This window comes from Piscinibacter defluvii, assembly GCF_004011805.1.
Taxonomy (GTDB): Bacteria; Pseudomonadota; Gammaproteobacteria; order Burkholderiales; family Burkholderiaceae_C; genus Piscinibacter; species Piscinibacter defluvii.
The window spans coordinates 1-12,778 of record NZ_RCHJ01000013.1 but is presented as its reverse complement, the minus strand read 5'-3'; the positions used below and the strand labels follow the sequence as shown (position 1 = coordinate 12,778).

The following is a 12,778-nucleotide window of genomic DNA, read 5'->3' as shown; positions in this document are numbered from 1 at the left end:
AGCTTCAGCGCTCGACCGTCAGCGCCACGCCCATGCCGCCGCCGATGCACAGCGAGGCGATGCCCTTCTTGGCATTGCGCTTCTGCATCTCGTGCAGCAGCGTGACGAGGATGCGGCAGCCGGAGGCGCCGATCGGGTGGCCGATGGCGATCGCGCCGCCGTTGACGTTGACCTTGCTGGTGTCCCAGCCCATCTCGTTGTGCACGGCGCAGGCCTGCGCGGCGAAGGCCTCGTTGATCTCGAGCAGGTCGAGGTCGGCAGGCTTCCAGCCGGCGCGCTGCAGTGCGCGCTGGCTGGCCGGCACCGGGCCCATGCCCATCGTGGCGGGGTCCAGGCCCGCGGAGGCGTACGAGGCGATGCGCGCCAGCGGGGTGAGGCCCAGCTTGTCGGCGGTCTTGGCACTCATCACCACCACGCCGGCCGCGCCGTCGTTGAGGCCCGAGGCGTTGCCGGCGGTCACGCTGCCGGCCTTGTCGAACGCCGGGCGCAGGCCGGCCAGGCCTTCGGCGCTGGTCTTGCGGTTGATGAACTCGTCGTTGGCGAAGACGATCGGGTCGCCCTTCTTCTGGGCGATGCTGAAGGGCACGATCTCGTCCTTGAAGCGCCCGGCGTCCTGCGCGGCCGCGGCCTTCTGCTGGCTGGCCAGCGCCAGCGCGTCCTGCGCCTCGCGGCTGATGCCGTACTGCTTGGCCACGTTCTCGGCCGTGATGCCCATGTGGTACTGGTTGTACACGTCCCACAGGCCGTCGACGATCATCGAGTCGACCAGCTTCCAGTCGCCCATGCGCGCGCCGTTGCGCGAGTTCGGCAGCACGTGCGGGGCCAGGCTCATGTTCTCCTGGCCGCCGGCGATGACGATCTCGCTGTCGCCGTCGCGGATGGCCTGCGCCGCCAGCATCACCGCCTTCAGGCCCGAGCCGCAGACCTTGTTGATGGTCATCGCCGGCACCGACTTGGGGAATCCGGCCTTGATGACCGACTGGCGCGCCGGGTTCTGGCCGGCACCGGCCTGCAGCACCTGGCCGAGGATGACCTCACCGATCTGGCCGCCCTCGAGCCTGGCGCGCTTGAGCAGCTCGGTCAGCACGGCCGCGCCGAGCTCGGGAGCGGGGGTCGAGGCGAGGGTGCCGCCGAACTTGCCGACGGCGGTGCGGGCCGCGGCGACGATGACGATGTCGGTGCTCATGGATGTCTCCTGCTGAACGGGTGAGAGGGGGAGCGGACAAGGCGCACTGTCGCGCTTCGTCCGCGTGGCATCAAGCCTTTTCCAGCATCAAGCCTTCTGCTTGACATAGCGGCCGGGCGCCGGCTCGATGGCCTTGTGGGTGCGGTTGCCGTAGGCCTTGGGCGCCGGGATCTGCTTGCCGGCCTGGGACTTCAGCCAGGCGGCCCAGTCGGGCCACCAGCTGCCGGGCTGCTCCTTGGCCTTGTCGAACCAGTCCTGGGCCTGCGCCGGGAAGGCCCCGGCGGCGCCGACCCAGTGGCTGCGCTTGTTCTTGGCCGGCGGGTTGATCACGCCGGCGATGTGGCCCGAGGCGCCGAGCATGAAGCGGATCTTGCCCTTCGCGCCGGGCAGCGCCTGGATGCTGCGGTAGGCACCGTCCCAGGGCACGATGTGGTCTTCGCGCGAGGCGTACAGGTAGGTCGGCCAGTCGATCCGGCCGAGGTCGATCTGCTCGCCGCAGACCGTCACCTTGCCCGGCTTGACCAGGTTGTTCTCGAGGTAGGTGTTGCGCAGGTACCAGCAGTACATCGGCCCCGGCAGGTTGGTGCTGTCGCTGTTCCAGTACAGCAGGTCGAACGGCGGCGGGGTTTCGCCCTTCAGGTAGTTGCCGACGACATAGTTCCACACCAGGTCGTTCGGGCGCAGGAAGCTGAAGGTGGACGACAGTTCCTGCCCCTTCAGCAGGTTGCCGCCGCCGGGGCTGGCGGGCCCGAGTGTCATCTCGCGCACCTGCACCAGCGCCTCGTCGACGAACAGGTCGAGGATGCCGGTGTCGGTGAAGTCGAGGAAGGTGGTCAGCAGCGTCATGCTGGCGGCCGGCTTGTCGCCGCGCGCGGCCAGCACCGCCAGCGCGGTGGCGAGGATCGTGCCGCCGACGCAGAAGCCCAGCGTGTTGATCTGCTCGACGCCGGAGATGTCCTGCACCTCCTTGATGGCGCGGATCGCGGCGTCCTCGATGTACTGGTCCCAGGTGAAGCGGGCCATCGATTCGTCCGGGTTGCGCCAGCTGACGACGAACACCCGGTGGCCCTGCTCGACGGTGTAGCGGATGAAGGAGTTCTCCGGCTGCAGGTCGAGGATGTAGTACTTGTTGATGCACGGCGGCACGAACAGCATCGGCCGCTCGAACACCTTGGCCGTCAGCGGCTTGTACTCGATCAGCTGGAACAGCTCGTTCTCGAACACCACCGCGCCCTCGGTCGTGGCGACGTTGCGCCCGACCTCGAACACGCTCTCGTCGGTCTGCGACAGGTGGCCCTGCTGGATGTCGTTCCACAGCAGCTTCATGCCCTGCGCGATGCTCTCGCCCTTGCTCTCCAGCGCCTTGCGCTGCGCCTCGGGGTTGAGCGCGAGGTAGTTGCTCGGCGCCGCGGCGTCCACCCACTGCTGCACCGCGAAGCGGATGCGCTGGCGCGTCTTGCGGTCGCCCTCGACGCGGTCGGCCATCTGCATCAGCGTGCGCGCATTCAGCAGGTACATCTGCGCAAGGTAGGCACTGGCCGGGTTCTCGGCCCAGGCCTGGGCCGAGAAGCGCCGGTCGCCGTGGGGCGCAGCCGGCTTGCCGCTGTCCTGCACCTGCTGCAGGTTCTGGTTCCACAGCTCGGTGGCCTGCTTCAGGTAGTCGGCCTGCAGTTCGGTGAGCGCCGGCAGCGGCAGGGACAGGCCCTGCATGGACTTCCAGATCTCACCCACGGTCGAGCCGAAGGCCTTGGCCGATTCGGCCACGTCAGGAACAGGGGCGGATGCAGGGCCGGATGCAGGGGCGGATCTGGGGGCATTGGCCCGCTTGGTCGGTTTCACGTCAGTCTCCTCGCGCAAACTCTCGGTGGGCGTGAACTGGTTCTTGTTCGATCGTTTGTACGGTCGATAGCTTACCACATCATGACAGCGCGTTTCACCATTTGGTAGAAGTACGTACGATGCTGCCGATGCTCCTGGTCACCGTGGCGTGGCTGTACGTGACGCTGATGATGGCCGTCGCCGAAGCCACCAGCCCTCATGGGACTGTGCTCGGCGCGGTCTTCAGCTTCCTCGGCTACGGCGTGCTGCCGCTGTCGCTGGTGCTCTACGTGATGGCCACGCCGATGCGCAAGCGCGTCCGCGCGGCGCGCGAGCTGGCCGCGGCCTCAGCGCTCGAGCCAGATGGCGGCCGCCATGCGGCCGGTGACACCGTCGCGCCGGAACGAAAAGAACCGTGACGCGTCCTCGACGGTGCACCAGGCGCCGCCGCTGAGCCGCTGCACGCCGGCAGCGGCGAGCCGCTCGCGCGCCAGGCCGGGCAGGTCGGCCAGCCACTTGCCTTCGCGCTGCGGGCGAAAGTGCGCCTCGGCCGACGCGCCGAAGGCCTGCAGCACGTCCGGCCCGACCTCGAAGCGGCGCGGCCCGATGCAGGCGCCCAGCCAGACCTGGACCTCCTGCGGCGCGGCGCCAGTGGCCTCGCACAGCGCAGCGAGCGTGGCCTCCAGCACGCCGGCGGCCAGGCCGCGCCAGCCGGCGTGGGCCGCCGCCACGCCGCGCGCGCCGGGCGCAGCGAACAGCACCGGCAGGCAATCCGCCACCTGCACCACGCAGGCGACGCCGGGCTCGGTGGTCAGGCTCGCGTCGGCGCGCGGCCGGTCGCCGGCGGCACGCGGCAGGCGCACCACCTCGCGCCCGTGCACCTGCTCCAGCCACTGCGGCACGCCGCCGATCGCCTGCGCGAAGCGCGCCTGGTTGGCCGCCACGGCCGCCTCGTCGTCGCCCAGGCCGGGCTTCAGATTCAGGCTCTCGAAGGCGCCGCCGCTGGCCCCGCCGCGGCGCGTGCTCATCAGCGCGCCGACGCCCGGCGCGTGCCAGTCCGGCCGCAGCCAGTCCGGGTGCTGCGCAGCGGCCATTCAGGCCGCCGCGTCCGGACAGGCCGAGGGCTGCGTCTGCGCAAACGCCGGGAGCGCCATGCAGGCCTCGAACACCCGCATCACGGTCGGCACGTGGTCGAGCCGGCAGTCGAAGCGCTGCGCGTTGTGGATCTGCGGCACCAGCACGCAGTCGGCCAGCGTCGGCGTGTCGCCGTGGCAGAAGCGCCCGGTGGCCGGGTGGCGCGCGATCTGCGTCTCCACCGCCTCCAGGCCGGTCTCGACCCAGTGGCGGTACCAGCGGTTCTTGTCGTCCTCCACCACCTTCAGGTCGCGCACCAGGTAACGCAGCACACGCAGGTTGTTCAGCGGGTGGATCTCGCAGGCGACGTCCAGCGCCAGCGCGCGGATGCGCGCACGCGCCACGGCGTCGCCCGGCAGCAGCGCCGGCTCGGGGTGCGTCTCGTCGAGGTACTCGATGATCGCGAGCGACTGGTGCAGGTAGCTCTCGCCGTCCTTCAGCAGCGGCACCAGGCGGGCCGGCGACAGCGCCGCGTAGGACTCCTGCAGCTGCTCGTTCTTCTGCAGGTGCACCGGCAGGTAGTCGTAGTCCAGGCCCTTGAGCGCCAGCGCGATGCGCACCCGGTACGAGGCCGAGGAGCGGAAGTAGTTGTAGAGCTGCATGGGGTTCAGGGCGTCGGCTCGCCGATGCGCAGCTGCAGGCTGCCGAGGCCGTCGATGCGCGCCGCGAGCAGGTCGCCCGGCACGACCGCGGCCACGCCCTCGGGGGTGCCGGTGAAGATCAGGTCGCCGGGCTGCAGTTCCCAGGCGGCCGACAGGTGTTCGATGATCTCCGGCACGCTCCAGATCAGCTTGCCGAGGGTGCTCTTCTGGCGCGGTGCGCCGTTGACGTCGAGCACGATGGCGGTCTCCGGGCCGATCGTGCAATCGGCGGCGCGGCGGATCGTCCCGATCGGCGCCGACGCGTCGAATCCCTTGCCGATGCACCACGGGCGGCCCTGCTTCTTGGCCTCGCCCTGCAGGTCGCGCCGGGTCATGTCCAGGCCGACGGCGTAGCCCCAGACATGGCGCAGCGCGTCGGCCGCCTTGATGGCCCGGCCGCCCTGCCCGATGGCCACCACCAGCTCCACCTCGTGGTGCAGGTCCTTCGTCAGGCTCGGGTAGGCCATCGTGCCGACCTGGCCTTCGGCCACCGGCAGCACCGCGTCGGCCGGCTTCATGAAGAAGAACGGCGGCTCGCGGCCGGTGAAGCCCATCTCCTTGGCATGCTCGACGTAGTTGCGGCCCACGCAGTAGATGCGGTGCACCGGGAACAGGGCCCCCGGAGCCACGCCGGCAACGGGCACGGCGGCAACAGGCGGCGGGTTCAGCACGAAGCTCATGGCAGCGCTTTCTCGGGCAGCGACGGAGCGCGGAATGATGCCACGCAGCCCCCGGGACACCGACGGGGCGCGCGCTAAACTCGCCGGCCATGCTCGTGCCCCGCGCCATCAAGCATTGCCGGACCTGCGGCGCGCCGACCCGCTACCTCGTGCCCGAGGGCGACAACCGCGAACGCGCCACCTGCAGCGCCTGCGGCACCATCCACTACGAGAACCCGACCAACATCGTCGGCACCGTGCCCGTGTGGGGCGAGCAGGTGCTGCTGTGCCGGCGCAACATCGAGCCGCGCTACGGGTTGTGGACGCTGCCGGCCGGCTTCATGGAACTCGGCGAGACCACCGCCGAGGGCGCGCTGCGCGAGACGGTCGAGGAGGCCGGCGCGAACATCGAGCTGCAGGAGCTGTTCTCGGTGATGAACGTGGTCAAGGTCGGCCAGGTCCACCTCTACTACCGCGCCCGGCTGCGCGACACCCGCTTCGAGCCCGGGCCGGAGACCATCGAGGCGCGCCTGTTCGACGAGGCCGAGGTGCCCTGGGAGGATCTGGCCTTCCGCACCGTGAAGGAAACCCTGCGCTGCTTCTTCGAGGACCGCCGGCGGGGTCAGTTCGGCCTGCATTGCGCCGATATCGGCTGATCGCCTCCCGGACACCATGAGCCAGCCCCCCGCGCCGCCCACCGCCGCCCAGGCGGTCCGCCTGCGCGAAGACCTGATCCAACCGGACCCGCTGCTGGACTGCCTGGTCGAGCTGTGCCGCCTGAACGGCCAGGCGGCCACGCGCGCCTCGCTGTCCGCCGCGCTGCCGCTGCGCGACGGGCGCCTGACCATCGAGCTGGCCGAGCGCGCCGCCGCGCGCGCCGGCATGGCCACCCGGCTGCAGCGCCTGCCGCTGGCGCAGATCGACACGGCCGCGCTGCCGGCCATCCTGATCCTGAAGGACAACCACGCCTGCGTGCTGCTGGGCTGGAGCGAGACCGGCGAGGCGCGCCTGCTGCTGCCCGAAACCGGCCAGGGGTCGGTGAGCCTGCCGCGCGAGCACCTGGACAGCCGCTATGCCGGCGTGGTGCTGTTCGCCCGGCCGCATTTCCGCTTCGATGCGCGCACCGAGAGCGCGCGGGCGAAGCCACCGCGCTCGGCGCACTGGTTCTGGGGCGCGCTGCTCGAGCAGCGCTTCGTCTACCGCGACGTGCTGTGGGCGGCGCTGCTGGTGAACCTGTTTGCGATCGTGTTCCCGATGTTCTCGATGAACGTCTACGACCGCGTGGTGCCCAACCACGCCGTCGAGACGCTCTGGGCGCTGGCCATCGGCGTGGTGCTGGTGATCGCGGGCGACCTGTTCATGCGGATGCTGCGCAGCCGCTTCGTCGACGAGGCGAGCGCGCGCATCGACGTGAAGATCTCCGCCGCGCTGATGGAGCGGGTGCTGGGCATGCGGCTGGAGCACCGGCCGGAGTCGGTGGGCTCCTTCGCGTCCAACCTGCGCGGCTTCGAGCAGGTGCGCGACTTCATCGCCTCGGGCACCGTGACCGCGCTGATCGACCTGCCCTTCGCGCTGCTGTTCGTCGCCGTGCTGATCTGGATCTCGCCCTGGCTGGCGCTGCCGGTGCTCGTGGCGGGCGCGCTGATCCTCGGCCTGGGCTGGGCGCTGCAGCACCGCCTGCACGAGCTCTCGCAGACCACCTGGCGCGCCGGCGCGCAGCGCAATGCCACGCTGGTGGAGAGCCTGACCGGCATCGAGACCATCAAGTCGCAGGGTGCCGAAGGCGTGGTGCAGGCGCGCTGGGAGCGCGCCAACAACTTCCTGGCGCAGACCAACGTGCAGATGCGCGCGGTCTCCTCGACGGCGCTGTACACCAGCAATTTCCTGTCCCAGGCGGTGACGATCGCGATCGTGATCATCGGCGTCTACCTGATCGGCGAACGCGAGCTGACCATGGGCGCGCTGATCGCCGCCTCGATGCTGGCCGGCCGGGCGCTCGCGCCGGCCGGGCAGATCGTCGGCCTGCTGATGCAGTACCAGGGCGCACGCACCGCGATGGACGGGCTCGAGCAGGTGATGGCCAAGCCGGTGGAGCGACCCGCCGGCGACAACTTCATCCACCGCCCGCAGCTCAGCGGCGAGATCGAGTTCCGCAACGTCAAGTTCAGCTACCCGAACCGGCAGGACAGCGCGCTGGACGGCATCAGCTTCAAGATCAACCCGGGCGAGCACGTGGCGCTGATCGGGCGCGTGGGCTCGGGCAAGTCGACCATCCAGCGCCTGATCATGGGCCTGTACCAGCCCACCGACGGCGCGGTGCTGCTGGACGGCATCGACCTGCGCCAGCTCGACCCGGCCGACGTGCGGCGCAACCTCGGCTGCGTGTCGCAGGACGTGATGCTCTTCTATGGCAGCCTGCGCGAGAACATCACGCTCGGCCTGCCCTTCGCCGACGACGCCGCCGTGCTGGCCGCCGCCGAGACCGCCGGCCTGGCGGAGTTCGTCAACCGCCACCCGCGCGGCTTCGACATGCCGGTGGGCGAGCGCGGCGAGTCGCTCTCGGGCGGGCAGCGCCAGTCGGTCGGCCTGGCGCGCGCGCTGCTGCACAACGCGCCCATCCTGCTGCTGGACGAGCCGACCAGCGCGATGGACTTCAGCTCCGAGGCCCAGGTCACCCAGCGCATGACGCCCTTCGCGCAGGGCAAGACGGTGGTGCTGGTGACGCACCGCACCTCGCTGCTGGCACTGGTGCAGCGGGTGATCGTGATCGACGGCGGGCGCATCGTGGCCGACGGTCCGCGCGACCGCATCATGGAAGCGCTCGCCAGTGGGCGCATCGCGAAGGCCGCATGAACGCGTCGGGCCGATCCCAAGCGTTCATCCCGAAGCGCCCAGCGCGGAGGGACACCGAATGAACGCCATCGTGACGCCACCGTTGTGGAAGCGCATCCTGCGCGAGCTGTTCGCCGCGCCGGACCCGAGCGCCGATGCCGGACTGGCCAGCTTCGAGGCCCAGGCCGACGCGGTGATGTCGCGCAGCCGCACCCAGCGCGCCCAGCTGATCGTGCGCACCGCGCTGGTGTTCGTGCTGCTGCTGGTCGTCTGGGCCGCTTTGGCGCATGTGGACGAGGTGACACGCGGCGACGCCCGGGTGATTCCGTCGCGCCAGCTGCAGACCGTGCAGTCGCTCGATGGCGGCGTGGTGTCGGAGATCCTCGTCACCGAGGGCCAGGTGGTCGAGCGCGACCAGCTCCTGCTGAAGATCGACGAGACCCGCGCCACCTCCGGCGTGCGCGAAAGCGCGGCGCAGGGCCTGGCGCTGCGCGCCCGGCTGGCCCGGCTGCGCGCGCTGGCCGAGGGCAGCGCCTTCGCGCCGCCGGTGCCCGCCGGCCCCGAGGAGGAGCGCATCGTCGGCGACGAGCGGCGCCTGTACGAATCGCGCCGCTCCGAGCTGGAGACGCTGCTGGCCATCAACCGGCAGCAGCTGCAGCAACGCGAGCAGGAGCTCTCCGAGGTGCGCGCCCGGCGCGCCTCGGCCGAGCGCAGCCTGGACCTGAGCCAGCAGGAACTCGCCAAGACCCGCCCCTTGCTGGCCAGCGGCGCCGTCTCCGAGGTGGACATCCTGCGCCTGGAGCGCGACGTGGCGCGCGCCCGCGGCGAGGCCGAGCAGTCCGGCGCGCAGATCGCCAGGGTGCAGGCGGCCATCGGCGAGGCGCAGCGCAAGATCCAGGAGACCGACCTCACCTTCCGCAACGAGGCGCGCAAGGAGATGGCCGAGGTGCTGGGCAAGCTCAACGCGCTCAACGAGGGCGCGGTGGCGCTGGCCGACAAGGTGGACAAGAGCCAGATCAGGAGTCCGGTGCGTGGCCGCGTGCAGCGCCTGCTGGCCAACACCGTGGGCGGCGTGGTGCAGCCGGGCAAGGACATCGTCGAGATCGTGCCGCTGGACGACGCGCTGGTGCTGGAGGCGCGCGTGCAGCCCAAGGACATCGCCTTCATCGCCCCGGGCCAGGCCGCGACGGTGAAGTTCAGCGCCTACGACTTCGCCATCTATGGCGGCATGGCCGCCGAGGTGGAGAACATCAGCCCCGACACCATCGTCGACGAGAAGGGCAACGCCTTCTACCTGGTGCGGGTGCGCACCAAGGGCGCCAAGTTCAACGACAAGCTGCCCATCATCCCGGGCATGACCGCCGAGGTGGACATCCTGACCGGCAACAAGTCGGTGCTGTCCTACCTGCTCAAGCCGGTGCTCAAGGCCAAGGCCTACGCGCTGCGCGAGCGCTGACCCCCGCCCCCTCAAGTTCCCTGGCTGCCGGCCGACAACCCGGTCGGCGGGCTTGCGCGCGCGCCGACGGCCGGTCTTCCGTCCGTGCCTTAAGCGCGCCGGTTTGCCGATGTTCGGTGCAGAACCTCACGAACGGTACACGCACTCACAGGTTTAAGGCATCCCGGCTCAGTTACTCTCGGTTTCGCATTTATGACTCGTGCAGATCAAGGCTCGACCATGCCCACCATCGCCCAAGCCGCCCAGGGAGTTGTCACCGCGCTGTGGGGGCGCGCCCTGATCCGGAACGCGGACGGAACCATGCGCGAGCTGAAGGTCGGCGACCGGGTGCAGCGCGGCGACCAGATCCTGACGACGCAGGACGGCATCGTGCAGATCGACCCGGACGACGGATCGGCCACGGCGACGGCGGCCAAGCCCAAGGAAGCGCCCGCGCAGAGCGAGCTCGAGCAGGTCATCACCGGGCTGAACCGCGGCGACGCCGGCACGGCCCCCGGGGCCGGCCTGGCCGGCGGCGGCGATGGCAGCCTGCAGGAAGGGCTGCGGGTCGAGCGGATCGCCGAGAACCTGACCGGCGGCAACGGCCCCGGCAGCGGCAGCCAGGCGGTGCCGCGTGTCGAGTTCGTCAACGGTGCAGCCGGGGCAACGCGGGAGGCATCGTCTTCCGACGGGGCGCCGAGCATCACGGTCGATGCGCCGGCGCTGACGAACGACTCGACGCCGACCATCACCGGCACCACCAACCTGCCGGCCGGCGCCACCGTCGGCCTGGTGGTCACCGATGCCGATGGTGTTCAGCAGACGGTGCTGGCCACCGTCCAGCCGGGTGGTACCTACTCGGTCGATGTGCCCTCGCCGCTCGCCGAGGGCAACTACGCCGTCGTGGCCACGGCCACCGATGCGGCCGGCAACGCCGCTTCGGCCAACGACACCGGCGCGATCGATCTGACCGCACCGAGCATCACCGTCGATGCACCGGCGCTGACCAGCGACGCGACACCGACCATCACCGGCACCACCAACCTCCCTGCTGGCTCCACCGTCAGCCTGGTGGTCACCGATTCCAACGGCGTGGCCCAGACCCTCTCCGCCACAGTCCAGCCGGGTGGCACCTACTCGGTCGAGGTGCCCTCGCCACTCGCCGAGGGCAACTACAGCGTCGTGGCCACAGCCGTCGATGCCGCGGGCAATGCTGCGACCGCCAACGATGCGGGCGCCATCGACCTGACCGCACCGAACGTCACCGTCGATGCCCCGGCCCTGACGAACGACTCGACGCCGACCATCACCGGCACGACCAACCTGCCGGCTGGCTCCACCGTCAGCCTGGTGGTCACCGATGCCAACGGCGTGGCCCAGACCCTCTCCGCCACGGTCCAGCCCGGTGGCACCTACTCGGTCGACGTGCCCAACCCTCTCGCCGAGGGCAGCTACACCGTCGTGGCCACGGCCACCGATGCCGCGGGCAATGCCGCTTCGGCCGATGATGCGGGGGCGATCGATCTGACGGCACCGAGCATCACGGTCGACGCCCCGGCACTGACCAACGACGCCACGCCGACGATCACCGGCACGACCAACCTCCCTGCCGGCGCCGCCGTCAGCTTGGTAGTCACCGATGCGAACGGCGTGCAGCAGACCGTGCTGGCCACGGTCCAGCCCGGTGGCACCTACTCGGTCGATGTGCCCTCGCCACTCGCCGAGGGCAACTACTCCGTCGTCGCCTCCGCCACCGATGCGGCAGGCAATGCCGCTTCGGCCAATGATGTGGGGGCGATCGACCTGACCGCACCGAGCGTCACCGTCGATGCGCCGGCGCTCACGAACGACTCGACGCCGACCATCACCGGCACGACCAACCTCCCTGCCGGTTCGACCGTCAGCCTGGTGGTCACCGATGCCAACGGCGTGCAGCAGACCGTGCTGGCCACGGTCCAGCCCGGTGGCACCTACTCGGTCGATGTGCCAAGTGCACTCGCCGAGGGCAGCTACTCCGTCGTGGCCACGGCCACCGATGCCGCGGGCAACTCGGCCAATGCCAATGACGCGGGCGCGATCGATCTGACCGCACCGAGCATCTCCGTCGATGCGCCGGCGCTGACCAACGATGCCACGCCGACCATCACCGGCACCACCAACCTGCCGGCCGGCGCCACCGTCAGCCTGGTGGTCACCGATGCCAACGGCGTTCAGCAGACGGTGCTGGCCACCGTTGCCGAGGGCAACTACTCCGTCGTGGCCACGGCCACCGACGCGGCGGGTAACTCGGCCAATGCCAACGATGCTGGCGCGATCGACCTGACCGCGCCGAGCATCACCGTCGATGCGCCGGCGCTGACCAACGACTCGACGCCCACGATCACCGGCACGACCAACCTGCCGGCTGGCTCCACCGTCAGCCTGGTGGTCACGGATGCGAACGGCGTCCAGCAGACCGTGCTGGCCACCGTCCAGCCGGGCGGCACCTACTCGGTCGACGTGCCCACGCCGCTCGCCGAGGGCAACTATTCCGTCGTGGCCACAGGCATCGATGCGGCGGGCAACGCCGCTTCGGCCAACGACACCGGCGCAATCGATCTGACTGCACCGAGCATCACCGTCGATGCCCCGGCGCTGACCAACGACGCCACGCCGACCATCACCGGCACAACCAACCTGCCGGCGGGTTCGACCGTCAGCCTGGTGGTCACCGACGCCAACGGCGTCCAGCAGACAGTGCTGGCCACCGTCCAGCCCGGTGGCACCTACTCGGTCGATGTGTCCTCGCCACTCGCCGAGGGCAACTTCTCCGTCGTCGCCACCGCCACCGATGCCGCGGGCAACTCGGCCAACGCCAACGACACCGGCGCGATCGATCTGACCGCACCGAGCATTACCGTCGATGCACCGGCGCTGACCAACGACGCCACGCCGACCATCACTGGCACCACCAACCTCCCTGCCGGTTCGACCGTCAGCCTGGTGGTCACCGATGCCAACGGCGTTCAGCAGAGCGTGCTGGCCACCGTCCAGCCGGGTGGCACCTACTCGGTCGACGTGCCCTCGCCGCTCG

The 12,778-nt window shown here is 70.4% G+C and carries 10 protein-coding genes; 5 read left to right on the top strand and 5 right to left on the bottom strand.

The window, feature by feature from the left end; all coding sequences use genetic code 11:
- Positions 1-4: 4 nt before the first annotated feature.
- Together D9C15_RS19540 and phaC are read right to left on the bottom strand one after the other, a co-directional pair.
- Entirely contained in the window at positions 5-1,186 is a 1,182-nt protein-coding gene (locus tag D9C15_RS19540) for an acetyl-CoA C-acetyltransferase (RefSeq protein ID WP_128000148.1), read from the bottom strand.
- 87 nt (positions 1,187-1,273) lie between these two features.
- Positions 1,274-2,896 carry a class I poly(R)-hydroxyalkanoic acid synthase gene (phaC, locus tag D9C15_RS19535; RefSeq protein WP_128000396.1) on the bottom strand — a complete coding sequence of 541 codons (1,623 nt, stop codon included), beginning with the start codon at positions 2,894-2,896 and terminating at the stop codon, positions 1,274-1,276.
- A gap of 248 nt (positions 2,897-3,144) precedes the next feature.
- Here phaC and D9C15_RS19530 point away from each other — a divergent pair, with 248 nt between their 5' ends.
- Positions 3,145-3,423 (top strand): hypothetical protein, encoded by a 279-nt coding sequence (locus D9C15_RS19530; RefSeq protein ID WP_375138809.1) that lies wholly within the window; start codon positions 3,145-3,147, stop codon positions 3,421-3,423.
- Here the strand turns inward: D9C15_RS19530 and pgeF are convergent.
- From pgeF to D9C15_RS19515, 3 genes are read right to left on the bottom strand one after another with little or no spacing between them, the layout of a single operon-like run.
- Positions 3,352-4,098: a peptidoglycan editing factor PgeF gene (gene pgeF, locus D9C15_RS19525; RefSeq protein ID WP_240668479.1), complete on the bottom strand. Its 747-nt coding sequence runs from the start codon at positions 4,096-4,098 to the stop codon at positions 3,352-3,354. The genes D9C15_RS19530 and pgeF overlap by 72 nt on opposite strands.
- Positions 4,099-4,740, bottom strand: coding sequence for a maleylacetoacetate isomerase (gene maiA / locus D9C15_RS19520; RefSeq protein ID WP_128000147.1), 642 nt, complete (start codon positions 4,738-4,740; stop codon positions 4,099-4,101).
- A gap of 5 nt (positions 4,741-4,745) precedes the next feature.
- Positions 4,746-5,459: a fumarylacetoacetate hydrolase family protein gene (locus tag D9C15_RS19515; RefSeq protein WP_128000146.1), complete on the bottom strand. Its 714-nt coding sequence runs from the start codon at positions 5,457-5,459 to the stop codon at positions 4,746-4,748.
- Positions 5,460-5,548: 89 nt separating this feature from the next.
- Here D9C15_RS19515 and D9C15_RS19510 point away from each other — a divergent pair, with 89 nt between their 5' ends.
- The 4 genes from D9C15_RS19510 to D9C15_RS19495 form a co-directional block, all read left to right on the top strand.
- Positions 5,549-6,094: an NUDIX hydrolase gene (locus D9C15_RS19510; protein WP_128000145.1), complete on the top strand. Its 546-nt coding sequence runs from the start codon at positions 5,549-5,551 to the stop codon at positions 6,092-6,094.
- 16 nt (positions 6,095-6,110) lie between these two features.
- Positions 6,111-8,291: a type I secretion system permease/ATPase gene (locus D9C15_RS19505; protein WP_128000144.1), complete on the top strand. Its 2,181-nt coding sequence runs from the start codon at positions 6,111-6,113 to the stop codon at positions 8,289-8,291.
- Positions 8,292-8,349: 58 nt separating this feature from the next.
- Positions 8,350-9,726: an HlyD family type I secretion periplasmic adaptor subunit gene (locus D9C15_RS19500; RefSeq protein ID WP_128000143.1), complete on the top strand. Its 1,377-nt coding sequence runs from the start codon at positions 8,350-8,352 to the stop codon at positions 9,724-9,726.
- A 219-nt stretch (positions 9,727-9,945) separates the two neighbouring features.
- On the top strand, positions 9,946-12,778 hold a 2,833-nt coding region (locus D9C15_RS19495), incomplete at its 3' end, for an Ig-like domain-containing protein (RefSeq protein WP_240668478.1).